This window comes from Streptomyces sp. NPDC057854 (assembly GCF_042797055.1).
Lineage (GTDB): Bacteria > Actinomycetota > Actinomycetes > Streptomycetales > Streptomycetaceae > Streptomyces.
The window spans coordinates 1-23,595 of record NZ_JBHVMF010000013.1 but is presented as its reverse complement, the minus strand read 5'-3'; the positions used below and the strand labels follow the sequence as shown (position 1 = coordinate 23,595).

The following is a 23,595-nucleotide window of genomic DNA, read 5'->3' as shown; positions in this document are numbered from 1 at the left end:
CCATGCTCGTCCGTGACGCCATGAGCACCGTCATCCTCACCATCGGCCCCGCCCACACCCTCCGGCAGGCCGCCCGGCTGATGTCCGCCCGCCGGGTCGGCGCCGCCGTCGTCCTCGACGGCGACGCCGGGCTCGGCATCCTCACCGAACGCGACGTCCTCAACTCCCTCGGCCTCGGCCAGGACCCCGACCGCGAGACGGCCGGCTCGCACACCACCCGCGACGTGGTCTTCGCGGCGCCCGGCTGGACACTGGAGGAGGCCGCCGAGGCGATGACCCGCGGCGGTTTCCGCCACCTGGTCGTCCTGGACGGCCTCGGACCGGTCGGCATGGTGTCGGTCCGCGACATCATCCGCTGCTGGCTCCCGGCGCACAGCGCGGCCGAGTGAACCGGCCCGGCCCGTGTCCCACGGGCCGGAAGGCCGTTCCGTCCGTTTTCCGCCCGCTGTTACCCTGGCCTTCATGAGCGACCTGTTGGAACGACTGCGCGGACGCGGCTGGCGGATGACCGCGCAGCGCCGCGTCGTCGCCGAGGTCCTCGACGGCGACCACGTGCATCTCACCGCCGACGAGGTGCACGCCCGCGCCGTCGAGCGCCTGCCCGAGATCTCCCGTGCGACCGTCTACAACACGCTGGGCGAGATGGTGACGCTCGGCGAGGTCATCGAGGTCGCCACCGACGGCCGCGCCAAGCGGTACGACCCGAACGCGCACCGGCCCCACCAGCACCTGGTCTGCGCCGGCTGCGGCGCGATCCGCGACGTGCACCCGGCGGGCGACCCGCTGCGGGACCTGCCGGACGCGGAGCGCTTCGGCTTCACGATCTCGGACGTCGAGGTCACCTACCGCGGCCTCTGCCCGAACTGCGCGGCGGCCTAGCGACGACCGAAGAAGGGCGCCCTTCCTGACGCAGGAGGGGCGCCCTTCCCGCTTCGCGCGCCCGCGTCCCGCTTCCGTCCCCGCGTCCCGGGAACGCCGAAGGCCCGGATCATCGGGAGACGATCCGGGCCTTCGGGCTACTGAGTAGCGGGGACAGGATTTGAACCTGCGACCTCTGGGTTATGAGCCCAGCGAGCTACCGAGCTGCTCCACCCCGCGTCGGTGAACACCACCTTACGGGACCCCGGTGACAGGAGCAAATCGCATTACGCCGTGAGCTCCTCGTGCAGCGCCTCGCTGAGCCGCGCGGCCCGCTCGGCGACCTCGGCCGGGCCGAGCTTCACCGCGCGGGCGCACCAGGTGCGGCCCTCGGACAGCTCGCCGCGGCGGGCGGCGAGCAGGCCGAGCCGGAGCGCGGCGCGGCCGTGCCCGGCCCGGGCGGCCCGGGTCCACCACAGGGCGGCCTCCCGCTCGTTGCCCTCGCGGGCGAGGAGCAGCCCGAGGTTGAAGGCGCCGTTGCGGCTGCCGGCCTCGGCGGCCTCCCGGTACCAGCGGGCGGCCCCGGCGAGGTCGCCGCGCCCGGCGGCGAGCATCCCGACCCGCACCTGGGCGCGCCGGTGGCCCTGCTGGGCGGCCCGCTCGTACCACTCCTCGCACTCGGTCTTCTGGTCGACGGGGGCGCCGAGGACCACCGGGCCGGGCTCGGGGCGGCGGGCGTCGAGGACCGTGGCCAGCCGGAAGGCGGCCTCGGCGCTGCCGCCGCCGGCGGCGCAGCGCAGGTGCCGTTCGGCGGTCTGCTCGTCGCCGTCGCGCAGGGCGGCGATGCCGACCTGGAGGGCGGCCTCGGTGTGCCCGGCGGCGGCGGCCCGCTCGTACCAGACGAGGGCGGTGCGGTCGTCGTCGCGGCCCGCGTGGATGATGCCCAGGTTGAAGGCGGCGTCCACCGAGCCCGCCTCGGCGGCCTTGGAGAACCACGGCTCGGCGCCGCCCGCGTCCCCGGCCTGGAGGAGCAGCACGGCGAGCGCGTTGGCGGCCTCGCGGTGGCCGGCGTAGGCGGCGCGGCGGTACCACTGCTCGGCCTGCGGGAGACGGTCCTGGGCGGCGCAGAGCAGCCCGAGGTTGTAGGCGCCGTTGACGTCGCCGGCGTCCATGGCGGCGCGGTACCAGCGCTCGGCGGTCTGCTGCTCGCCGCGGGCGGCGTGCAGGGCGCCGAGGGCGTTGGCGGCGTTGCCGTCGCCGTCCTGGGCGGCGCGCAGCCACCAGACGGCGGCGCTCTCCTCGTCGCCGGCGTCGCGCAGCAGGAAGCCGAGGGCGCAGGCGGCCTTGGCCTCGCCCTCCTTGGCGGCGCTGAGGTACCAGCGTCCGGCCTCCTTCAGCTCGCCGCGGTGTTCGAGGATGGCGCCGAGGTGGAGGGCGGCGCGCCGGTGTCCGCGCGCGGCGGCCTGCCGGAACCACTGCTCGGCCTCGCCGAGCAGCCCGGCGCCGGCCGCCTCGGCGGTGCGGGGCGCGGCGGGCTCGGGGCGCGCGGCGCCGGACGCGCGGTCGCCGGCGCGGAGGGTGTCGGCGGCGCGGAGCCGGCCGGCGGTGTCGTAGGCGTGGCCGGGGCGGCCGGCGGCGGGGCCGTAGGCGTGCGGGCCGCGGTAGGACTCGGTGGCCCGCCGCTCCAGGGCGAGGGCGAGCCGGTACGCGGCCTCCCGGTGGCCCTGTTCGGCGGCGGCGCGGAACCAGCGCTCGGCGCCGACGTCGCTGCGGTGCTCCAGGAGGTCGGCGAGGGCGTAGGCGCCGAGGGCGTGGCCCTGTTCGGCGGCCTGGCGGAGCCAGTACTCGGCGGCGGGTTCGTCGCCGCGCTCGCGGTGGTGGCGGCCGAGGGCGTGGGCGGCGGGGGCGGAGCCGGCGACGGCGGCGACGCGCCACCAGCCGGCGGCCTCGTCGGGGTAGCCGCGCTGGTGGAGCAGGACGCCGAGGTTGTTGGCGGCGGCCCGGTCGCCCTCGGCGGTGGCGGCGCGCAGGAAGGGCTCGGCGCCGGCGAGGTCGCCGCGGCGCAGCAGCAGGGCGCCGAGGGCGCTCATGGCGTCGGTGTCACCGCGCTCGGCGGCCTTGCGGTGCCGGGCCTCGGTCTCGGCCTCCGTCTCGGCCTCGGTGTCCGGGCCGGGGTCCGGGACGGTGTGCGTGCCGGTTCCGGCGGGGGTGTCGGCGGCCACGTCGACGGCCGGCACTGCCTCGATGATCTCGTCCGCGGCGTTTCTGGCGTGCCGCTGCACAAACCGCCCTGTCTCCAACAGAGTTGCCCTGTCCCCCATAAATACCATCGTCGCACCACCCGCAACCCGCGCACACCCGGTATACCGCAGCCCGTGAGGTCACCTCAGCGTTTTGTCGACATGCCCACAGAGAGACAAGTCAAACACGAGACGCCTCAACTCGCCCCTTCCGTACCGCTCTTCTGCGCCCCCCGTCACCACGACACGCGACGAGGGCCCGGATCCTTATGGATCCGAGCCCTCGTGTCAGTAGCGGGGACAGGATTTGAACCTGCGACCTCTGGGTTATGAGCCCAGCGAGCTACCGAGCTGCTCCACCCCGCGTCGGTGATGTCACACTATCACGACGCGGGGTGAAGGCCGCAGGTCAGCTGCCGGAAGCGCGCTGCGGCTGGATCTTGGCGCCCGCTTCCGCGGCCTTCTCGAGCGCGGCCTGGAGGTCGTCCTGGGCCTTGCCGTAGGCCGCCCAGTCGCCCTTCGCGAGGGCCGCCTCGCCCGCGTCGTACGCCTTCTGGGCGTCGGCGATCGCCTGCTTCAGCGCCGCGTCGGCCGAGGCCGGCGGCTGCGGCTCGGTCGGCTCGTCGGTGTCCGGCGGGGACGGCGGGGCCGTGCCCTCCACCCCGAAGACCGCGTTGAGCGCGTCCGTGAGGTTGTTCTCGAACACCGTGGTGTCCTTGGTGGTGTCGCCGTCCGGCTGGTCGGCGTCCACGTAGGAGACCGCGACCTTCTTCAGGAGCGGGTAGAGCGCGTTCCGCCCCTGGGCGTAGACCGGCTCCACGTACAGGAACCCGCCGTCGAGCGGCACGGTGAGCAGGTTGCCGTACTGGATGTCCGAGTCGGCGCCCTTCATGTCGCGGACGAAGGTGGCGACGTCGGGCAGACCGTTGAGCTTGCTCTGCACCTGCGCCGGTCCCGGCACGTCCTCGGTGACCCGGAGGAGTCTCAGCCGGCCGTACTCCTTGCTGGTGGCGTCGGCGTCGACCGCCATGAAGCCGCCCAGGTTGGGCCGCCCGTTGGGGGTGAACGTCGTGGTCAGCGAGAAGCGCTGCTCCGCGTCCCCGGGCATCTTCATGCTCAGGTAGTACGGCGGCACGGCGACGTTGTCCTTGTTGGTCGGGTCGTCCGGCACCTGCCAGGCGTCCGAGCCGCTGTAGAACTGGGCCGGGTCGGTGACGTGGTAGCGGGTCAGCAGCTCGCGCTGGACCTTGAACATGTCCTGCGGGTAGCGCAGGTGCTCCAGCAGGCCGGCCTTGATGTCCGCCTTCGGCTTCACCGTGCCGGGGAAGGCCTTCATCCAGGTCTTGAGGACCGGGTCCTCGGTGTCCCACTGGTACAGGGTGACGGAGCCGTCGTAGGCGTCGACGGTGGCCTTCACCGAGTTGCGGATGTAGTTGACCTGGTTCTGCTGGGCGACGACCGCGCGCTGCTGGTTGCCGACGGTCAGCGAGTCGGCCGTGGTGTCGCCGAGCGTGGTCCGCGAGGCGTACGGGTAGCCGTTGCTGGTCGTGTAGGCGTCGACGATCCACTGGATGCGCCCGTCGACGACGGCCGGGTAGGCGTCGCCGTCGATGGTCAGCCAGGGGGCGACGGCCTCGACGCGCTGCTTGGGCGTGCGGTTGTACAGGATCCGCGAACCGTCGCCGATGGCCCCGGAGTAGAGGATCTGCGGCTCGCTGAAGGCCACCGCGTACGCGGCGCGGTTGAAGGCGTTCTCCAGGCTGACGCCGCTCTTGCCCTGGTAGCTGGTGGTCTTCTCGCCGTTCTCCTCGTAGTCCAGCTCCTTCTGGGGGCCGCCCACGATCGAGTACTGGTCGGTCTTCTCGCCGTAGTAGATCCGCTGCTCGTACTTCCCGAGCTCACCGGTGGTCGGGAGGCCCGACTCGGTGAAGACCGGGGAGCCGTTGGCGTCGGTCTGGGTGCCGCGGGCCATGATGGCGCCGTAGCCGTGGGTGTAGGTGAAGTGGTCGTTGATCCAGTTCCGCTTCGGGATGCCGCGGATGTTCAGCTCGCGCAGGCCAATGACGATGTCCTGGCCCTTGTAGCGGTCCACGTCGAGCGTCGTCGGGAACTGGTAGTACTTCCGCTTCTGCTCCAGCTGCTGGAACGTCGGCGAGACGATGTTGGGGTCGAGGAGCCGGTAGGCCGCCGCCGAGTCGGCGTCCGTCCGCAGCTTGTCCTTGGCCTTGACCGTCGACTTGCCCGAGTAGTTCTCCAGCTTGGTGTCGTCGATCGCGTACGCCTTGCGGGTGGCGTCGATGTTCTGCTGGATGTACGGGGCTTCCTTGGCCTGCTCGTTCGGCTGGACCTGGAACTTCTGCACGATCGCCGGGTACAGGCCGCCGATCAGCACCGCCGACAGCACCATCAGGCCGAAGCCGATGACCGGCAGCTGCCAGGTGCGGCGCCACAGGGTGGCGAAGAAGAGCACCGCGCAGATGACGGCGATGCAGAAGAGGATCGTCTTCGCCGGCAGGTAGGCGTTGGCGTCGACGTACCTGAGGCCGGTCCAGTTGCCGGTGGCCTTGAAGTCGCTGGACTTCACCGCCAGGCCGTACCGGTCGAGCCAGTACGCCACGGCCTTCAGGGCGACGAAGACGCCGAGGAGCACCGAGAGGTGGCCGGTGGCGGCGGCGGTGGCGCGGGCACCGGGGCTGGTGACCCGCAGTCCGCCGTACAGGTAGTGGGTGATCGCCGCGGCGATCAGCGACAGCACCACGGCGGCGAAGCCGAAGGCCAGCAGGAAGCGGTACCAGGGCAGGTCGAAGGCGTAGAACGAGACGTCCTTGCCGAACTGGGAGTCCTTCTCGCCGAAGTCCACCCCGTTCACCCACATGAGCCAGGTGCGCCACTGGCCGGAGGCGGAGGCGCCGGCGATCAGGCCCACCAGGGCGGTGACCGCGAGCAGCACCCACTTCTTGAAGGGGGCGACGCCCATCCGGTACCGGTCGAGGCTCTGCTGCTCCAGCGACATGGCGCTGAGCGGCGGCCGGAGCCGGTACGCCAGCCAGATGTTGAGGCCGACGGCGAGACCCATGAGCAGGCCGAAGACCGCGAACAGCCCGATCTTGGTCCACAGGGTGGTGGTGAACACGGACGAGTAGTGGACCGAGCGGTACCACAGCCAGTCCGTCCAGAACCCGGCGAACATCACGAACGCCATGGCCAGGACGGCCAGCACGCCCAGTGTCATCAGCAGGGTGCGGGCCCGCCGGGACGGCCGGCCGACTCTGATCCTTGGCCCGGACGGGCCTCCGCCACGGTCCGGCATCTGGAAAGCCAACGTGCGCCCCTCGGTGTTGATGCGTCGGAATGCGGGCCCCGCGATCGTAGGGCCCACAGATGCAACTTACCGACGCTTTACCTAGTTCCCGTCTCCGGGGGAAGAGGAGGCAGGATATTGGTCATGTCCAACGTTTCCCCCTCGGGCCCGCCGATGGCCTCCAGTCCCCTCACCCGCGCGGTGCTCGAGATCGACGAGTACGCCTCGGGTCTCGGCTGGGACCGGCCCGCCCGTCTCTTCGCCCTGGTCGACACCGCCCGGCTGCGGGCCCAGGCGCCCTCGCTGAAGCTCGGTGAGGACGCCACCGCCTACACCCCGATCGAGCAGGAGGAGATCCCCAAGGGGAAGCCGCTCGACGAGTTCCTCGGCACGATCGCCTGGCCCGAGGCGGTCGCGGGCTGCGCGCTGACGGTGGAACGGCTGATGCTGCCGCCGTCCGCGGAGGCCCAGGTCCCCAAGGACCTCAGCGGCGCCAGGCTGAACAAGTGGGTGGCCGCGCACCCGGACCGCCAGGAGGTCCGGATGACGGTCGCCGTGCTGCGGGACGGCACCCGGGAGGCCGCGATCCGGCTGCGCGAGAAGGACTCCCCCACCGAGGTGCTGACCGGCCCGGACCTGGTGCCGGGGCTCGCCGAGGCGCTGGCCGCGACCTTCGAGGGCTGAGCCGTACGGGGCGCTGGGCCGGTTCCGTACCGGCTCAGCCCTTCGCGCAGCGCGGGAGGCCCGCGGTGTCGCCCGCGCGGAGCTTCGCCAGGGACTTCGTGGCGTCGTCGATGGTGTCGACCTTGATGAGGGTGAGCCCGTCGGGGACGTCGCTCGCCGCGGTGGCGCAGTTGTCGGCGGGGGTGAGGAAGTACTCGGCGCCCGCGTTCCGCGCGCCGACCAGCTTCATCTGGATGCCGCCGATCGGGCCGACCTCGCCGTCGTCGTCGATGGTCCCGGTACCGGCGACGAACCTGCCGCCGGTGAGACTGCCCGGGGTCAGCTTGTCGACGATGCCGAGCGCGAACATCAGACCGGCGCTGGGGCCGCCGACGTCGGCCAGCTTGATGTCGATGGTGAACGGGAAGACGTGGTCGGTGCCCGCCTGGATGCCGACGATCGCCCGGTCGCCCTCCTCGGACTTCGCGGTGGTGAGGACCACCTTCCGGGTGACGGTCGCCTCCTTGTGCGCCTTCTCGGCGGCGGCGGCCTCCTTGGCCGGGACGACGGTGAACTCGACCTTCTCGCCCGGCTTGCGCTTCGTGACCTCCGCGGCGACGTCGCCGGGCTCGGTCACCGCGGCGCCGTCGACGGCCTTGATCACGTCGCCGGCGTGCAGGGTGCCCTCCGCCGGGGAGCCCTTCACCACGGAGGCGACGACGACCCGGGTGGTGAAGGGGATGCCGAGCTCGTCGAGGGCGGCCACCTTGGCGCTCTCCTGCGACTGGCTGAACTCCTCGGCGTTCTCCTGGCTCGACTCCTCCTCCGTCTTCCCGTCCGGGTAGAGGGTGTCGTGCGGCACGACCACGTTGTCGTGCGCCAGCCAGCCGTAGACCGCCTCTACGGCGTTCATCTTGTAGTCCGCGCTGGTGACCCTGACCGTCGTCATGTTGAGGTGGCCGTCGGTCGGGTAGGTCTTGCGGCCGGAGATCTGGAGGACCGGCTCGCCGCGCGCCTCGCCCAGCGTGTTGACCGTAGGACCGGGACTCATCTCCGCGTACGGCACCGGGATCAGGACGCCGGCGATCAGCAGGCAGATCAGGACCAGGGTGGAGGCGAGCATCGTCGCGGTGCGGCGTGGCATGGAACGACAGTACGGGACTCGCCTGTGCGCGCACCCGTGGGGCGGTCCGTCCGGGACGCCGTCAGGGCGCGGCGGGGACGGCGGTCAGGACTCGGCGGGGGCCGGTTCGGACGCCGTGCGGAAGGCGTCGGCGCGGGGCGCGGCCGGGTGGGAACGCTCCATGGCGTCCCGGAAGCGGGCGTAGCCGGCGAGTTCGGCCACGTCGCCTATGGTCTTGTTCCTCTGGACCCAGCTTCCCCATATCGCCGCGCCGACGACTGCGAAAAGCGGAATCAGCAACCAGGCGAGCGCTGCCATCCCGACCTCCCATCCCCAGTGAGTTGATCAGCAGATTATTCATCTGTGCCAACAACGCTCGGGCCTGGGGGCCGGTTACGCAAATCGGGCGTTCGGCTACGGGGTGTCGGCGCGTCGCCTTGCCACCCCGAAGGGGGTTCAGCAGGCGCCCACCCTCCCCCAGACTCCGTCCGGGGGGACCCCCAGCCTCGGGGCGAGCGCTCAGCAGGCGCCCACCCACTCCTCGGTGCCGTCCGAGAAGGTCTGGTGCTTCCAGATGGGGACCTCGTGCTTGAGGTCGTCGATGAGCTTGCGGCACGCCGCGAACGCCTCACCGCGGTGCGGGCAGGACACGGCGACGACGACCGCCAGGTCGCCCACGGCGAGGTCGCCGACGCGGTGGACGGCGGCCAGGGCGCGGACCGGGAAGTCGGCCACGACCTTCTCGGCGACCCGGCGCAGCTCCGCCTCGGCGCTCGGGTGGCACGAGTAGCCCAGCCGGTCGACATCGGCGCCGCCGTCGTGGTTGCGCACGGTGCCGACGAACAGGGTGGTGCCGCCCGCGGCGTCGTCGCCGACGGCGCGGAAGACCTCGTCGACCGAGAGCGGGGTGTCGCGGATGGCGAGGAGCTTGATCGGGTCGTCCGCGGCCAGCTCACCGGGGTGGTCGTGCGTCGTGGTCATGCGGTCCATGGTGCCGCACGCCTCCGACATCCCGGAATAGCGTTTTCGACCGGTGGACCGGGCCCCTCCGTCGGAGGGTCCTACAGGCCGCGCCGCTTCCGCATCTGCCGGACCAGGGCCGCGGTGCCGAGGAGGGCCACCGTCGCGCCCGCCGCGCCCGCCGCCGTGGCGTCCTTGCGGCCCAGCCGCCGGCCGGCGACCGTGTGCCGGCCCTGGACCTCCTCCAGCAGCGCCGCCAGGACCTCCTCGTTGGTCCACTTCGGCCGCCAGCCCGCGTCGTGGAGCCGGCCGACGCTCACCACCCACGGGTGCATCGTGTAGGCGAGGTCGCCCGCCGGGGACGGCGTGAGGCCGATCCGGTGCAGCCGGGCCGCCGCGCCGAGCGCGACCGCGGAGGGCAGCTCCATGCGCCGGATCCCCGACAGCTCCTCGACCTCCTCCTGCTCCAGCCAGCCCTCGCAGCCGACCGCGAACTCGCCGTCGACCTTCTCCAGGGCCGCGTACTCCAGGGCGCTGACCAGGTCCTCCACGTGGCAGAACTGCCAGGTGGGCCGGGATCCGGCGACGACCAGGAGGCGCGGCGACTCGAAGTAGCGGGTCAGTGCCGTGTCCGTGCCGCCGACGAGGACGGCCGGGCGGACCACGGTCACGTTGAGGCCGGGGTGGGCGCGGGAGCCGCGGCGGCCGAGCCGTTCGATCTCCAGCAGGTCGCCGACGCCGGTGGCCTCGGCGGTGGCCCGCAGCTCGGCGTCCTCGGAGAGCGGGATGTCGTTGTCGGGGAGGGCGCCGTAGACCATGGTCGAGGTGCACAGCACGACCCGGTGGACGCCGGCCGCCGCCGCGGCCGTGAGGACGGTCTGGGTGCCGCGCACGTTGTACGCCGTCCGGGCGGCCGGGTCGGTCTCCAGGTCGAGGTCGACGGCGAGGTGCACGACCACGTCGGCGCCGCGCAGCTTCTCGGCGATGGCCGGATCCCGTACGTCGAGGACGTGCCAGGTGGCCTCCGCCACCTCGCCGCGCCGCTCGTCGACGGCGACGACCCGACGGACCTCGTCCGAGGCGGCGAGCCGGGCGGTCAGCAGGGCGCCGACGCCGGTGGCGGCGCCGGTCACCGCGACGACGGGGCCGCGCGCGGCGGACCGGGTTGAGTGGTTTCGCGCTCCGCGAACCTGCGGATCTGGGGAACTCACCGACCGACTCCAGAGGTTGTCTTCAGTACGTACGGGGATGACGCGTACGGACCAGGTGGCGTCCATCCTGCCGCAGGGCACGGCCCGGCGGAGACGTGAGCCCATATCCGACCCGGATGTCTACGCTGGTGTTGTGCAGCGGGCAGTCGCCGCCGGCAGGAGGCCGGTGGCCCTAGGAGCCGAGGAAACCTGTGAGTGACACCCCATTCGGATTCGGCCTTCCGCCGGAGGAGCCGGAGGACGGCGACGAAGGCAAGAAGAAGGACCCCGCCGGAGGTGGCCAGGGGTCCGGCGGCCAGGGCGGCAACCCGTTCGGGGCGAACCCGTTCGGTTTCGGCATCCCCGGCATGGGCGGCCAGGGCGGCGCGGACAACCCGTTCGCCGCGATGTTCGGGTCGATGAATCCGAACGACCTGGGCGCGGCCTTCCAGCAGCTCGGGCAGATGCTCAGCTACGAGGGCGGTCCCGTGAACTGGGACATGGCCAAGCAGATCGCGCGCCAGGTGGTCGCCCAGGGCACCGCCGACGGCGTCAAGGACGCCAGTGTGGGCCCGGCCGAGAAGTCCGCGGTCGAGGAGGCGGTCCGCCTCGCCGACCTGTGGCTGGACCAGGCGACCTCGCTGCCCTCCGGCGCGCACACGGCGGTGGCGTGGAGCCGCGCGGAGTGGGTCGAGGCGACCCTGCCCGCGTGGAAGGAGCTGGTGGACCCGGTCGCCGAGCGGGTCGGCACCGCCATGGGCGACGTGCTGCCGCAGGAGATGCAGGCCATGGCCGGTCCGCTGATCGGCATGATGCGGTCGATGGGCGGCGCCATGTTCGGCCAGCAGATCGGCCAGGCCATCGGCGCCCTCGCGGGCGAGGTCGTCGGCTCGACCGACGTCGGCCTGCCGCTCGGTCCGTCCGGCCGCGCCGCGCTGCTCCCGCTGAACGTGACGGCGCTCGGCAAGGACCTGGGCGTCCCCGCCGACGAGGTGCGGCTCTACCTGGCCCTGCGCGAGGCCGCCCACCAGCGGCTCTTCGCCCACGTGCCGTGGCTGCGGGCGCACCTGTTCGGCGCGGTCGAGTCGTACGCGCGCGGGATCAAGGTCGACACCTCGAAGCTGGAGGAGGCCGTCTCCCAGCTCGACCCGACGCACCCGGAGCAGCTCCAGGAGGCGCTGCAGTCCGGCATGTTCCAGCCGCAGGACACGCCCGAGCAGAAGGCGTCCCTGGCCCGTCTGGAGACGGCGCTCGCGCTGGTCGAGGGCTGGGTGGACGCGGTGGTCCACGAGGCCGCCAAGACCCGTCTGACCTCGGCGGACGCGCTGCGCGAGACGCTGCGCCGGCGCCGCGCCAGTGGCGGTCCCGCCGAGCAGACCTTCGCCACCCTGATCGGCCTGGAGCTGCGTCCCCGCCGGCTGCGGGACGCGTCCCGGCTGTGGGCCTCGCTCACCGACGCGCGGGGCGTCGACGGCCGCGACGCTCTGTGGGAGCACCCGGACATGCTGCCGACGGCGACCGACCTGGACGACCCGGACGGCTTCGTCCACCGCGAGCAGCTGGACTTCTCCGAGCTGGACAAGATGCTCGGCGAGGCCGCCCGCGGCGACGCGCCCCAGGACGGCGACGGGGACGGCGGCGGGAACGGGGACGACAGCAAGTGACCCTGCACGACGACGCGGTCCTCGTCCTGAAGGAGTACGAGGGCCAGCCGGAGCTGCGCGAGCTCTACCTGGAGCACCTGGCGGCGCATCCGGACGGCATGTACAAGCCCTGCTCGGCCGGTCACCTCACCGGCAGCGCGCTGGTGATCGACCCCGCGCGCGGGCGGGTGCTGCTGACCCTGCACAAGAAGCTCGGGCTGTGGCTCCAGATGGGCGGCCACTGCGAGGAGGGCGACCCGACCCTGGAGGCGGTGGCGCTGCGCGAGGCCGCCGAGGAGTCGGGGATCGCGGGGCTGACGCTGCTGCCCGGCGGCCCGGTGCGGCTCGACCGGCACCCGATCCCCGCGCCGTGCCACTGGCACCTGGACGTGCAGTACGCGGCGCTCGCGCCGACGGACGGCGTGGAGCGGATCAGCGACGAGTCGCTGGACCTGAAGTGGTACGCGTACGACGAGGTGGCCGCCGTCGCGGACACCTCGGTGGTGCGGCTCCTGGAGGGCACGCTGGCCCGCCTGTGAGGTGACGGCACGGCGAAGGGCCCCCGGTCGCGACCGGGGGCCCTTCGCCGTGCGTGCCGCGGGGCGCGGGGTCAGTTCCAGGCGTTGTTCTGGTTCTGGCCGTGGGCGCCGTGCTGGCCGACGCCGAACTGGGCGGCGACGCCCTGTCCGATCGCCGCGTTCTGCGGGGGCATGACCTCGCTGGGCTGCACGAGGGCGAAGCCCTGGCCGAGGAAGCTGAGCTCCCAGCCCTCGCCGGTGCTGCCGCGGCGGCTGCGGACGCTGGTGTTGTGCGTCTGGGCCTGCATCTGGACCCGCAGCGAGGTGGACCAGGCGACGATGGCGTCCGCGTCGGCGCTGACGTACTTCTCCGGGGTGACCTGGAGCATCAGCGGCTGGCCGGACGTCATCAGGGCGACCTTGCCGCGGCCGGTGATGTTCAGCTGGTACTTGCCGGTGCCGGAGACCCCGTACTGGCTGTCGACGGCGATCACCTCGGTGTGGAGGCTCGTGTCGAGCGCGAGCACGTACGCGCTGTCGACGGTCAGGCCCTCGTGGTCGACCTCCACGACGTGGATGTACTGCGCCAGGTTGGCGAAGTAGACCGTGCCCTGGCCGGAGCAGCGCATCAGGTCGAGGCCCTCGCCGGTGCGGGCGCGGGCCTGCCGCTGGCTGCTGGACTGGTACTCGCCGTCGAAGTCGACGAGGCCCTGGTAGGCGACCATGGCGCCCTTGCGGGCGAGGATGTCGTCGTGGCCGGTGAGGCTGACCCGCAGCAGCTGCGGGTTCTGCACGACGTACCGCTCCTGGCTCTGCTGCTCGGCGTGGTTGAAAAGCGGGCTCTGCATGATGTGTTCTCGCTCCCCCTCAGCCCCGGACCCGAAGCCGGTCGCTGCTGTCCTCGCTGGGCTGTACGACGACGACGCCCTGGCCCGAGAAGGCCATCTGGAATGCCTCGCCGCTGCCCCGCCCGATGAGGGAGGACGCCTTGAAGCTGCGCTTGCCCTTGACCTTGAGGTTCGGCGACCAGGCGACGAGCGCGTCGGGGTCGACGTACGTCTCGTCCTCGCCCCGGCCGCAGTCGACGACGATCGGGGTGCCGCGCGAGGTGAGCGCGACCCAGCCGGTGCCGGCGATCTCCACGTTGAACAGGCCCTGGCCGGCGAACTTGGCGAGGCCCTTGACCCGCTCGACGCCCCACTGGAGGTGGGCGTCGAAGGCGAGGAGGTTGGTGCCGTTGACGGAGATCGAGTCGTTCTGGAGGTTGATCACGACGACGTCGGCGCCGTAGTCGGCGAGGTAGAGCAGGCCGTCGCCGGCGCACTTCATGATCGGCGCGCCTTCGCCGGTGGCCCACTCCTTGGCGACCTGGCGGACGGCGGGCGGGTTGGGCTCGTAGCTGATGAAGCCCTCGTAGGCGACCATCGAGCCGGCCCGGGCGTAGAGGTCCTGGCCGGAGGCCATGGCGACCTTGAGCATGGCGCGGCCGTGGTTCTCCATGCGCGCGGCGACGGGGGTCGGGGCGAAGCCCGCGAGCTGCTGGTTCATGGTGTCGGGCTCCCTCAGACCTCGTACGGCTGGACGACGATGAAGTTGCCGGGGGCGCCCCGGAACTGGAGGTTCACGGTCTCCCCGCTGTGGCCGGGGAAGGCGTTGCGCCGGAGCCGGACCTGGCTGGAGAGGATCACCTGCGAGGCGGCGGACCAGGCGACGACCGCGTTGCAGTCGGCGAAGGTCGTCGGGGTGACCGGGAGGACCACGGGGATGCCGTGGGTCTTGACGATCACCGTGCCGGTGCCCTGGAACTGCATGGTGAACAGGGCGCCGCCGGGGATGCCGTGCCCCTCGATGCGGCGGACCTCGTACTGGAGCGACTCGTCGAAGGCCAGCACGTTCTCCGCGGAGACGCAGATGGCGTCGCCCTGGAGCTCGATCGGGTGCAGATGGGCGCCGTTCTCGGCGAGGAAGACCTGGCCGCGGCCGGTGCAGCGCATCAGCTGCATCTCCTGGCCGGTGGCGTTGCCGACGATCCGGCCGGCGAAACCGGCGCCCTTGTAGGAGAAGTCGACCTTGCCCTGGTACATGACCATGGAGCCCTGCCGGGCGAGGACGGGGGTGCCGCCCATGGCCAGGTCGACCCGCATGAGCTGCTGGTTCTGCGGGGTCCAGCGGGCGCCGGTCGCGGTCTCCTTGAAGGGGGCGAGCGCGGCGGCGAGCCCGGCGCCGGTGGCGGGCGCGCCCTGCGGGACGCCCTGCGGCGGCATGCCGGGGGGCATGCCGGGCTGCTGTCCGTAGGGGGCGGGCTGGCCGTATCCGGGCTGCTGCCCGTAGCCGGGCTGCTGGCCGTACGGGGCCTGCGGCGGCTGCCCGTAGGGGGTGCCCGGCGGCGGGGTCTGGCCCGGGACCTGCCCGTAGGGGGCCTGCGGGGGCTGCCCGTACGGCCCGGGCGCGGCCGGCGCGGGGGGCGGCGGCACCGGGGCCGGCGCGAGCGGCGCGACCATCGTGGGCTGGGTGTGCACCGGCTGCGGGGCGGGCGGTGGGGTCGGCGCCTGCGGGCCGTAGCCGGGCTGCGGGGCGGGGGCCGGGGCGGCGGGGGCGGCGAACGCCGGGGGCGGCGCGGCCTGGGCGGGCGCGCCGAAGGCCGGCGCGGCCTGCTGGGGGGCGGCGGGCGGCTGGGCCGCGGGCTGCTCCTCCTCCAGGACCTCTCCGCCGAAGTTCCGCAGCAGCGCCGCGAGGCCGCCGTCGAAGCCCTGGCCGACGGCGGCGAACCGCCACACGTCCTTCAGGTAGAAGTCGCCGAGCATGACCGCGCGCTCGGTGGAGAACTCGGCACCCGTGAAGGCGTACCGGGCGACCTCCTCGCCGCCGGCGACGATCCTGATCCAGCCGGGGCCGATCTGCGACATCTGTCCGTCGCCGTCGATGGTGGCGGTGAAGGACAGCTTGTGGATCTGCGGGGGGATCCGGTCGAGGGTGACGCGGAACGACTCGGTGTCGCCGGACTGCGCGCCGAGCAGCTGGATGGACTCCTCGGGCGACTTCGGCTGGTTGAAGAAGACGAAGTAGCGGTCGTCCGAAAGGCGCTCGTCGGCGTCGAGGCCGAAGCAGCTGATGTCGAAGGTGAGCCCGGGCGCCGCGATCTGCACGCCCACGTACAGATCGGTGCCGGCGGTCAGATCACTGATCTTGGCCTTGTGGCCGCGTTGGAATTCCCTGGCCATGCGTAACGACCGTCCCCCATCCCGATGGCGAATGACTCGCGTCAGGCTAACCGCTGGGAGCGACATTGAGACAGGCCGGGGCGGTTCCGGTACGGAATCGGGAAGGACGGGCCGGAGGCGGGCTCAGGCCGTGGCGTCCTCGTCCGTCTCCTCCTCGTGGAGGTGCGGCAGGCCGGCGGCGGCGACCACTCCTTCGAGGTAACCGCGGGCCCGCTCGGTCCGGGGGTACGCCTCCAGGAGCCGCCAGAACGCGGGGCCGTGCCCGGGGACCAGCAGGTGCGCCAGCTCGTGCAGGAGGACGTAGTCGACGACGTACTCGGGCATCGGCTGGAGGCGGTGGGAGAGGCGGATGGTGCCCTCGGCGGGGGTGCAGGAGCCCCAGCGGCTGTTCTGGTTGGTGACCCAGCGCACCGAGTCGGGCCGGGCCCTGCCGCCCAGGTACCGGTCGGAGAGGCGGCCGGCCCGCTCGGCCAGCTCGGCGTCGCCGCGGGTGGCGCGGCGCTCCCTGTCCCGGTCCTTCGCGGCGAGCTTCTCCAGCATCACCCCGACCCAGCGGCGCTCCTCGGCCTCCGACATCCGGGCCGGGATGAGCACGATCGTCCGGTCCCCCTCGCGGTAGGCGGAGACGGATCGGGTACGGCGGGCGCTCCTGCGGATCTCGACTGGCACGCCCTCGACGGTACCGGGCGGCCCGGCGGAATCCCCGGGGTGTGACCGGGACGACGCCGGTTCGTATGACTTTCGCGCGGGCCTGTGGACAACTTTCCGCACCGTCGCGTCGCGGCGGGCAACCTGTTCCCGGGAGCGAAGACGCGCGGCCGATCAGGCCGCGGGGGAAGGCGGGGACGGGATGCATCCGATGGTGAAGCCGGCGCTGCGCCGGGCGTGGCGGAGTCTGACGTGCGCGCAGTACGGGGTGGCGCCGGCGCACGCGGTGGTGCTGGACGGGGTGGACGCGGCGACGGGCCGGCTGCTCGGGCTGATGGACGGGACGCGCGGGACGGCGCTGCTGCGGCGGGAGGCGGCGGAGCTGGGGCTGCCGGAGGGGCGGCTGGACGCGTTGCTGGGGCGGCTCGCGTCGGCGGGGCTGCTGGTGGAGGCGGGCGCCGGGCGGCCGGGGCGGGCGGGGCCGGCGGCGGGAGCGGTGGACGCGGCGCTGGATCCGCTGCGGGCGGATCTGGCCGCGCTGTCGGTGGTGGGCCCGGAGCCGGACCGGGCGCTGCGGACGCTGGCGGCCCGGCGGGAGCGGCGGGTGGTGGTGCGGGGCGCGGGGCGGGTGGGCGCGGCGGTGGCGGCGCTGCTCGCGGCGGCCGGGGTGGGCGAGGTGGAGGTGGTGGACGGCGGGCGGGTGGAGCCGTGGGAGACGGCGCCGGGCGGGCTGCCGGCGGAGGCGGTCGGCGAGCGGCGGGTCGCGGCGGCGCGACGGCTGGTGGCGCGCTGGGCGCGCGGTCCGGTGGCGGTGCGGCGGGCGGGCCGGCGGGCCGGGGCGGGGCCGGGTGCGGGCGGGGTGCCGGTGTCGCTCGTGGTGGTGGCGCCGCGGGACGGGCTGGGGGTGCGGGTGCCGGATCCGGTGGCGGCGGAGCCGTGGATGGCGGCGGGGACGCCGCACCTGTACGCGGGGGTGCTGGAGGCGACGGGCGTGGTGGGGCCGCTGGTGCTGCCGGGCGGGACGGCGTGCGCGCGGTGCCTCCAGGAGGAGGCGACGGACCGGGACCCGGCGTGGCCGCGGCTGCTGGCGCAGTGGCGCTCGGGGGCGCCGCATCCGCTGCCGGCGTGCGACGTGGCGCTGGCGGCGGCGGTGGCGGGGCTCGCGGCGGGGCACGCGCTGGCGTTCCTGGACGGGGAGCTGCCGGCGAGTACCGGGGTGCGCTGGGAGGCGGCGGCGCCGGCCCTGGGGTGGCGGTCCGAGAGGTTGGTGCCCCACCCGGCCTGTCCCTGCGGTGCCGCGCGCGGCAGGGTGGGGGCGGGCGTCTCAGCAGCCGGGGAGGCGCGGTCCACAATGGCGGGGCGCAGCCCTGCGCGGCACGGCAGTCTGGGAATTGGAGGGGCGCATGTCTGATCTTCCCCGGAAGGCGGTCACCCGGACCGCCAAGTTGGCCGCGTTGCCGCTGGGCTTCGCGGGCCGCGCGACCTGGGGCCTGGGCAAACGGATCGGCGGCAAGTCCGCCGAGTTCGTCGCCCGGGAGCTCCAGGAGCGCACGGCGGAGCAGCTGTTCAAGGTGCTCGGGGAGCTCAAGGGCGGGGCCATGAAGTTCGGCCAGGCGCTGTCGGTCTTCGAGTCGGCGCTGCCGGAGGAGGTGGCGGGCCCGTACCGGGCGGCACTGACGAAGCTTCAGGAGGCGGCGCCGCCGATGCCGGTGCGGACCGTGCACGGGGTCCTGGAGGAGCGGCTCGGGGCGGAATGGCGGGAGCTGTTCCTGGAGTTCGAGGACAAGCCGGCGGCGGCCGCGTCGATCGGGCAGGTGCACCGGGCGGTGTGGCACGACGGGCGCGAGGTCGCGGTGAAGGTGCAGTACCCGGGGGCCGGGGAGGCGCTGCTGTCGGACCTGGCGCAGCTGAGCCGGTTCGCCCGGCTGCTGGGGCCGCTGGTGCCGGGGATCGAGGTGAAGCCGCTGATCTCGGAGCTGCGGGAGCGGGTGACGGAGGAGCTGGACTACGCGCTGGAGGCGCGGGCGCAGCGGGAGCACGCCGAGGTCTTCGCGGACGATCCGGACGTGGTGGTCCCGGCGGTGGTGCACCAGGCGGAGCAGGTGCTGGTGACGGAGTGGATGGACGGCGTGCCGCTCGCGGAGGTGATCGCGGACGGCAGTCAGGAGCAGCGGGACCGGGCCGGTCAGCTGCTGGCCCGGTTCCTGTTCTCGGGTCCGGCGCGGACGGGGCTGCTGCACGCCGATCCGCATCCGGGGAACTTCCGGCTGCTGCCGTCCGGCGATGCCGCCGGGGACGGCGGCGGGGACGGCGGCGGTCCTGCGGGGTGGCGGCTCGGGGTGCTGGACTTCGGGACGGTGGACCGGCTGCCGGGCGGTCTTCCGGAGATGATCGGGACCTGTCTGCGGATGGCGCTGGCCGGTGAGGCGGAGCCGGTGTACGGGGTGCTGCGCCAGGAGGGTTTCGTGAAGGAGTCGGTGGCGCTGGACCCGGACGAGGTCCTGGACTACCTGCTGCCGATCATCGAGCCGGCGGCGGCGGAGTCCTTCGTCTTCACCCGGGGCTGGCTGCGGACGCAGGCGGCCCGGATCGCCGATCCGCGTTCCCCGGCGCACCAGCTGGGGCGGCAGCTGAACCTGCCGCCGTCGTATCTGCTGATCCACCGGGTGACGCTGTCCACGATCGGGGTGCTCTGCCAGCTGAACGCGACGGTCCGGCTGCGGGACGAACTGTCGGCCTGGCTGCCGGGGTTCGACGGGGACCCGGCGGCCTGAGGGCCGGGGGCCCGGTCACCACCAGGAGGAGTCGAGGCGGCTCTCGATGGCCCGGATGTGGGCGCGGGCGCACTCGTCGCAGAAGTACTGGCGGCGGCCGTTCTCGACGGAGCAGGTCCAGGTGAGGGGGAGGATGTCGGCGGTCCTGCCGCAGCGTGCGCAGGCCACGGGCTCCTCCCCGGCGCGGGGCTCGTTCATCCTCGTGACGATAGCCCGGCGGGGCGGTCGCGGCGGGGCAACGCACCGCGGGGGCCGGTCCGTTCGGACCGGCCCCCGCGGGGACGCCTGGTGGGGCGCTCAGTGCATGACGGCCATGGCCAGCGCGCGGCGGGCGCGCAGCGAGACGCGCTCGGCGCGGCGCTGCATGCGCCGGGCGGCGATCAGGCGCACGGCCTGACGTTCCGCCTCGGCCTCACGCTGTCGCTCGTGCATATGGGCACGGGCCAGGGCTTCTGGGATGAGTTGCATGTCGCGGGTCCTGTTCTGACGCAGCGCGGAGGCGCCGGCGGGGGTGAAGTCGGGGGTAGCGGAGCGGGTGGGCTCGGTGGCGGACGTGGTCATCGGGGCCTGCTTCTGGGGATCGTGCGTGAGGGGATGGTCGATCGTTCCGGTTCGCCTGGGGGCCTTGTGGGGTGCCTCCCAGGTGGGGGCGGTCATGCCGCGACCGGGTTCTTGCGCGGGCGGCCGCGGGGCCGCTTGCGGGCGACGACCACGCCCTGGACGAACAGCTCGCCGCCCCAGACGCCCCAGGGCTCGCGGCGCTCCTTGGCGCCGGCGAGGCAGGCCGCGACCAGCGGGCAGGTCTTGCAGAGGGACTTGGCGTACTCGACGTCCGCCGGGGACTCGGCGAAGAAGACCTCCGGGTCGTAGGCACGGCACGGGACGGGGACGCCGAGGTTCTCGATGGCGTCGTCGAGCGCGGTGAGCGATGTCAGGGGGGTCAAGGTGTGGTCCTCCGTGAGGCCGGACGGGGGGATCGTTTCGGAAGGCGGTACGGACGGGGCGTGCGCTTCGAGTTGCACGGGTGTCTTTCCTCGTCTGGTCGTTCCGGCCGGTGGGCCGGGTCTTCGGCTGGTACCGGGTGTCTCGTGTTCCGAGGCCCCTTCGCTCCGCCGTCCCCGTTCGGGGACAAACAGAAGGGCCGCGGATCCCGGGTGGGGTTCCGCGGCCCTGAAGGCGCCGGCCTGATCAGGTCAGGCTGGATCACTCCAGGGTTCGAGCCCACGGAAGGCCCACATCGTGTGGTGCTGCGTCGTCTGCTGCTTGCCGGCACCGGCCGCCGCGAAGCCATAGGCCGTGAATCCGGCCTTGCCCTCTTCAGCCACCCGTGCCTTGGTCGGTCGCTCGCTGCGCTCGATGACGGCCATGCCGCGACCGGACAGACCGGTGACGGGCAGACCGCTGCCAAGGAGCGCGACGGCGGAGAGGCCGAGGGTGCAGGCGGAGACGACCGAGCGATCGGTCATTTTGGCGGTGCTGACGACGGTGCTGGTGCTGACGTTGGTGCTGATGATGTTGCTGATCACTGGAATCGCCTCCTCTCGGCGTCTCGGAGAGCTCGGGTGCGAGCCGGGCTCTCGATGTTCATTTGGACAAGTACAGCACGAGACAGGGCTTCATATGAAGCCGCTGTTGCGTGGTTAAGAACCTATGGGGCTTGACGGGGCGGGCGCAAACTATTTTTCCCACGAGTTTCGATCAGACGTCCTCCTCGTCCTCCGCACCCTCGTGACCTGGCTCTTCGCCCGCGCAGAGGGCGAGAACGTCGGCTCCGAAGCGGTCCAGCTTCCGGGCTCCGACGCCGGCGATCACCACGAGCTCGCCCCGGGTCGCGGGGACCCGCTCGGCGATCGCCATGAGCGTCTTCTCGGTGAAGACGCAGTACGCGGGCTGGCCGAGCTCCCGGGCGCGCCGGTCGCGCCAGGCGTGCAGCCGCTCGTACAGGCCCTCGTCCATGTCGGAGGGGCAGTCCTCGCAGCGGAGCAGTTTCATCGCGCCGGCCTCGGTGAGGGTGGTGCCGCAGACCCGGCAGCGGACCGGGCCGCGCGGGCGGCGGCGGGCGGTCGCGGCGGCCGGTCCGCGGTCGCCGCCGCGCTCGATGCCGCCGCCGGTGGCGCCGTACCCGGCGGTCCGGCTGCCGGAGCCGGGGCGGAGTCCCTTGAGGAAGCGGCTGGGGACGCGGCCGGGCCGGCCGCCCGGGGAGCGGGAGAGCGCCCAGGAGAGCGTGAGGTGGACGCGGGCGCGGGTGACGCCGACGTACAGGAGCCGGCGCTCCTCCTGGATCTGCTCGTCCGTCTTGGCGTAGGTGATCGGCATCATGCCGTCGGTGAGGCCGACCAGGAAGACGGCGTCCCACTCCAGGCCCTTGGCGGCGTGCAGGGACGCGAGGGTGACGCCCTGGACGGTGGGGGCGTGCTGGGCGGCGGTCCGCTCGTCGAGTTCGGCGATCAGGTCGGCGAGGGTGGCGCCGGGGCGGGCGGCGGCGAAGTCGTCGGCGAGTCGGGCGAGCGCGGCCAGCGACTCCCAGCGGTCCCGGACGGCGCCGGAGCCGGCGGGCGGCCGGGTGCTCCAGCCGTGGCCGGAAAGCACCGCTCGCGTCTGGGCCGGGAGGTCCTCGGCGCCGTCGAGGATCGAGTCGTTCGCCCCGAAGCGGGCCGCGCCGCGCAGGGCGGCGATCGCCTCCCGCACCTCCTGGCGCTCGAAGTAGCGCTCGGCGCCGCGCAGCTGGTAGGGGACGCCGGCGTCGGCGAGGGCCTGCTCGTAGACCTCCGACTGGGCGTTGATCCGGTAGAGGACGGCGATCTCGCCGGCCGGGACGCCGGCGGCGATCAGGTCGCGGACCCGGCGGGCGGTGCCCTCGGCCTCGGCGGGCTCGTCGGCGTACTCGGTGTAGACGGGCTCGGGGCCGCGCTCGCGCTGCGAGACCAGCTCCAGGCGGTGGTCGGCGGCCCGGCCGCTGGCCTGGTCGAGGAGGCCGTTGGCGAGGTGGACGACCTGGGGGGTGGAGCGGTAGTCGCGGACCAGCTTGACCACGGTGGCGTGCGGGTGCCGGACGCGGAAGTCCAGCAGGTGGTCGGGGGTGGCGCCGGTGAAGGAGTAGATCGTCTGGCTGGCGTCGCCGACCACGCAGAGGCTGTCCCGGTCCCCCAGCCACTGCTCCAGGAGCCGCTGCTGGAGCGGGGAGACGTCCTGGTACTCGTCGACGACGAAGTGCTGGTACTGCCGGCGGACCTGCTCGGCGATGTCGGGCCGGTCCTGGAGGATGCCGACGGTGAGCAGCAGCACGTCCTCGAAGTCGATCACCGAGCGCTCGCCCTTGAGCTGCTCGTACATCGCGTAGAGCTTGCCGGTCTCGGCCGGGTCCCGGGGGGCCTCGCGGCGGGCGCGCGCGACGGCCGCCGGGTAGTCGGCGGGGACGGTCTGGGTGACCTTGGCCCATTCGATCTCGGAGGTGACGTCCCGCAGCTCGTTCCGGTCGAGCCGGAGCCGGCAGCGGGCGGCGGCCTCGGCGACCAGCGGGGCCTTGCGCTCCACGAGCCGGGGCAGCGGGCCACCGATCGCTTTCGGCCAGAAGAACTGGAGCTGGCGGAGGGCGGCCGAGTGGAAGGTGCGGGCCTGCACCCCGCCCGCGCCGAGCTGGCGGAGCCGGCCGCGCATCTCGCCCGCCGCGCGGTTGGTGAAGGTGACGGCGAGCACGCTCGCGGGCGGCAGCACGCCGGACCGCACCCCGTACGCGATCCGGTGGGTGATCGCCCGGGTCTTGCCGGTGCCCGCGCCCGCGAGGACGCAGACCGGGCCGCGCAGGGCCAGGGCGACCTCGCGCTGCTCGGGGTCGAGCCCGTCGAGCACCGCGTCGGCGGTCTCCGGGACGCCCGGGAAGAGAGGGGAGTGCGTTGCTGCTGTCACTCCGCCATGCTGCCAGGTCGGCCGGGCCGGTGCGGCGCGTCGTCCACAGGCCGGGGCTCGCGGTCGTACCGTCACATGATCGTCACCCGTACCGCCGCCCGATCGACGGTCCCGCCGCCGCGTGATCGCCCCGGTCGCCCGTCGGGAGCGGCGCAGCTCACCCGGCGGGCGGGAATGGGCGGCCGGGTGGCGTACGTTCTTCCTTCGGCACGACCCCCGACCGATGAGGAGCGCCTGGCCATGCAGGGCACTGTGACGATGTACAGCACCGAGTGGTGCGGCTACTGCCGCCGGCTGAAGAGCCAGATGGACCGCGAGGGCATCGCGTACGACGAGATCAACATCGAGCAGGACCCCGCCTCGGCCGCCTTCGTCGAGAAGGCCAACGGCGGCAACCAGACCGTCCCGACGGTCCTGGTCGTCTCCGCCTCCGGCACCGAGTCGGTCATGACCAACCCGAGCCTGGCGCAGGTCAAGCAGGCGCTCGCCGTCTGAGGCGTCCCGGGTACGCGCGAAGGGCCCCGTTCCGGCCGGAACCGGGCCCATCGCG

23 protein-coding genes and 2 tRNA genes are annotated in these 23,595 nt (G+C 73.3%); 8 read left to right on the top strand and 17 right to left on the bottom strand.

Features of this window, described 5'->3' with window-relative positions; translation table 11 throughout:
• The first annotated feature begins 2 nt into the window (after nt 1-2).
• The gene (locus tag ACFVQZ_RS19720; protein WP_030492733.1) at nt 3-389 is read left to right on the top strand and encodes a CBS domain-containing protein; all 387 of its coding nucleotides are present in this window, start codon (nt 3-5) and stop codon (nt 387-389) included.
• Nucleotides 390-462: 73 nt separating this feature from the next.
• Nucleotides 463-879: a Fur family transcriptional regulator gene (locus tag ACFVQZ_RS19715; RefSeq protein ID WP_030492734.1), complete on the top strand. Its 417-nt coding sequence runs from the start codon at nt 463-465 to the stop codon at nt 877-879.
• A 145-nt stretch (nt 880-1,024) separates the two neighbouring features.
• Here the strand turns inward: ACFVQZ_RS19715 and ACFVQZ_RS19710 are convergent.
• From ACFVQZ_RS19710 to ACFVQZ_RS19695, 4 genes are all read right to left on the bottom strand, one after another.
• Nucleotides 1,025-1,098 (bottom strand) — tRNA-Met (locus ACFVQZ_RS19710).
• 47 nt (nt 1,099-1,145) lie between these two features.
• Complete coding sequence (locus ACFVQZ_RS19705) at nt 1,146-3,188, bottom strand: sel1 repeat family protein (protein WP_383624285.1); 2,043 nt, start codon at nt 3,186-3,188, stop codon at nt 1,146-1,148.
• A 202-nt stretch (nt 3,189-3,390) separates the two neighbouring features.
• Nucleotides 3,391-3,464: transfer RNA gene (locus ACFVQZ_RS19700), tRNA-Met, on the bottom strand.
• Nucleotides 3,465-3,507: 43 nt separating this feature from the next.
• Entirely contained in the window at nt 3,508-6,408 is a 2,901-nt protein-coding gene (locus ACFVQZ_RS19695; RefSeq protein WP_383624282.1) for a UPF0182 family protein, read from the bottom strand.
• Nucleotides 6,409-6,543: 135 nt separating this feature from the next.
• Between ACFVQZ_RS19695 and ACFVQZ_RS19690 the strand changes: the two genes are divergently transcribed.
• A complete protein-coding gene (locus tag ACFVQZ_RS19690; protein WP_030492737.1) occupies nt 6,544-7,083 on the top strand; it encodes a PPA1309 family protein in 540 nt (179 codons plus the stop codon).
• Nucleotides 7,084-7,117: 34 nt separating this feature from the next.
• Here the strand turns inward: ACFVQZ_RS19690 and ACFVQZ_RS19685 are convergent, their stop codons facing one another.
• The 4 genes from ACFVQZ_RS19685 to ACFVQZ_RS19670 form a co-directional block, all read right to left on the bottom strand.
• A complete protein-coding gene (locus tag ACFVQZ_RS19685; RefSeq protein ID WP_030492738.1) occupies nt 7,118-8,206 on the bottom strand; it encodes a PDZ domain-containing protein in 1,089 nt (362 codons plus the stop codon).
• Between the two features lie 84 nt (nt 8,207-8,290).
• Entirely contained in the window at nt 8,291-8,503 is a 213-nt protein-coding gene (locus tag ACFVQZ_RS19680; RefSeq protein ID WP_081958880.1) for a hypothetical protein, read from the bottom strand.
• Nucleotides 8,504-8,704: 201 nt separating this feature from the next.
• The gene (locus tag ACFVQZ_RS19675; RefSeq protein ID WP_030492739.1) at nt 8,705-9,166 is read right to left on the bottom strand and encodes a molybdenum cofactor biosynthesis protein MoaE; all 462 of its coding nucleotides are present in this window, start codon (nt 9,164-9,166) and stop codon (nt 8,705-8,707) included.
• A gap of 80 nt (nt 9,167-9,246) precedes the next feature.
• Entirely contained in the window at nt 9,247-10,356 is a 1,110-nt protein-coding gene (locus ACFVQZ_RS19670; protein WP_030492740.1) for an SDR family oxidoreductase, read from the bottom strand.
• 191 nt (nt 10,357-10,547) lie between these two features.
• Between ACFVQZ_RS19670 and ACFVQZ_RS19665 the strand changes: the two genes are divergently transcribed.
• Nucleotides 10,548-11,999, top strand: coding sequence for a zinc-dependent metalloprotease (locus tag ACFVQZ_RS19665; protein ID WP_383624277.1), 1,452 nt, complete (start codon nt 10,548-10,550; stop codon nt 11,997-11,999).
• Nucleotides 11,996-12,517: an NUDIX hydrolase gene (locus ACFVQZ_RS19660; protein ID WP_383624273.1), complete on the top strand. Its 522-nt coding sequence runs from the start codon at nt 11,996-11,998 to the stop codon at nt 12,515-12,517. Before ACFVQZ_RS19665 ends, ACFVQZ_RS19660 begins: the two co-directional genes overlap by 4 nt.
• A 71-nt stretch (nt 12,518-12,588) precedes the next feature.
• On the opposite strand, the gene ACFVQZ_RS19655 is transcribed toward ACFVQZ_RS19660, so the two are convergent.
• From ACFVQZ_RS19655 to ACFVQZ_RS19640, 4 genes are all read right to left on the bottom strand, one after another.
• Nucleotides 12,589-13,344 carry an AIM24 family protein gene (locus ACFVQZ_RS19655; protein ID WP_030492743.1) on the bottom strand — a complete coding sequence of 252 codons (756 nt, stop codon included), beginning with the start codon at nt 13,342-13,344 and terminating at the stop codon, nt 12,589-12,591.
• Between the two features lie 19 nt (nt 13,345-13,363).
• Nucleotides 13,364-14,044: an AIM24 family protein gene (locus ACFVQZ_RS19650; RefSeq protein ID WP_030492744.1), complete on the bottom strand. Its 681-nt coding sequence runs from the start codon at nt 14,042-14,044 to the stop codon at nt 13,364-13,366.
• A gap of 14 nt (nt 14,045-14,058) precedes the next feature.
• Nucleotides 14,059-15,717, bottom strand: a complete 1,659-nt coding sequence (locus tag ACFVQZ_RS19645; protein WP_030492745.1) for a TerD family protein — start codon at nt 15,715-15,717, stop codon at nt 14,059-14,061.
• A 123-nt stretch (nt 15,718-15,840) separates the two neighbouring features.
• Nucleotides 15,841-16,386 carry a M48 family metallopeptidase gene (locus tag ACFVQZ_RS19640; RefSeq protein ID WP_081958881.1) on the bottom strand — a complete coding sequence of 182 codons (546 nt, stop codon included), beginning with the start codon at nt 16,384-16,386 and terminating at the stop codon, nt 15,841-15,843.
• Between the two features lie 181 nt (nt 16,387-16,567).
• On the opposite strand from ACFVQZ_RS19640, the gene ACFVQZ_RS19635 reads away from it, so the two are divergent.
• Together ACFVQZ_RS19635 and ACFVQZ_RS19630 are read left to right on the top strand one after the other, a co-directional pair.
• Complete coding sequence (locus ACFVQZ_RS19635) at nt 16,568-17,776, top strand: ThiF family adenylyltransferase (protein WP_383624267.1); 1,209 nt, start codon at nt 16,568-16,570, stop codon at nt 17,774-17,776.
• On the top strand, nt 17,769-19,139 hold the full coding sequence (locus ACFVQZ_RS19630; RefSeq protein ID WP_030498055.1) for an AarF/ABC1/UbiB kinase family protein: 1,371 nt from the start codon (nt 17,769-17,771) through the stop codon (nt 19,137-19,139). Before ACFVQZ_RS19635 ends, ACFVQZ_RS19630 begins: the two co-directional genes overlap by 8 nt.
• A 15-nt stretch (nt 19,140-19,154) precedes the next feature.
• Here the strand turns inward: ACFVQZ_RS19630 and ACFVQZ_RS19625 are convergent, their stop codons facing one another.
• From ACFVQZ_RS19625 to ACFVQZ_RS19605, 5 genes are all read right to left on the bottom strand, one after another.
• Nucleotides 19,155-19,337 (bottom strand): hypothetical protein, encoded by a 183-nt coding sequence (locus ACFVQZ_RS19625; RefSeq protein ID WP_030498054.1) that lies wholly within the window; start codon nt 19,335-19,337, stop codon nt 19,155-19,157.
• A gap of 99 nt (nt 19,338-19,436) precedes the next feature.
• A complete protein-coding gene (locus ACFVQZ_RS19620) occupies nt 19,437-19,796 on the bottom strand; it encodes a hypothetical protein (RefSeq protein ID WP_030498053.1) in 360 nt (119 codons plus the stop codon).
• Entirely contained in the window at nt 19,793-20,161 is a 369-nt protein-coding gene (locus ACFVQZ_RS19615) for a WhiB family transcriptional regulator (RefSeq protein WP_030498052.1), read from the bottom strand. Before ACFVQZ_RS19615 ends, ACFVQZ_RS19620 begins: the two co-directional genes overlap by 4 nt.
• A gap of 171 nt (nt 20,162-20,332) precedes the next feature.
• Nucleotides 20,333-20,665, bottom strand: a complete 333-nt coding sequence (locus tag ACFVQZ_RS19610; RefSeq protein WP_030498051.1) for a hypothetical protein — start codon at nt 20,663-20,665, stop codon at nt 20,333-20,335.
• Between the two features lie 172 nt (nt 20,666-20,837).
• Nucleotides 20,838-23,045 carry an ATP-dependent DNA helicase UvrD2 gene (locus tag ACFVQZ_RS19605; RefSeq protein WP_383624260.1) on the bottom strand — a complete coding sequence of 736 codons (2,208 nt, stop codon included), beginning with the start codon at nt 23,043-23,045 and terminating at the stop codon, nt 20,838-20,840.
• Nucleotides 23,046-23,285: 240 nt separating this feature from the next.
• Here ACFVQZ_RS19605 and ACFVQZ_RS19600 point away from each other — a divergent pair, with 240 nt between their 5' ends.
• A complete protein-coding gene (locus tag ACFVQZ_RS19600; RefSeq protein ID WP_030498049.1) occupies nt 23,286-23,540 on the top strand; it encodes a mycoredoxin in 255 nt (84 codons plus the stop codon).
• The last annotated feature ends 55 nt before the right edge of the window (nt 23,541-23,595 follow it).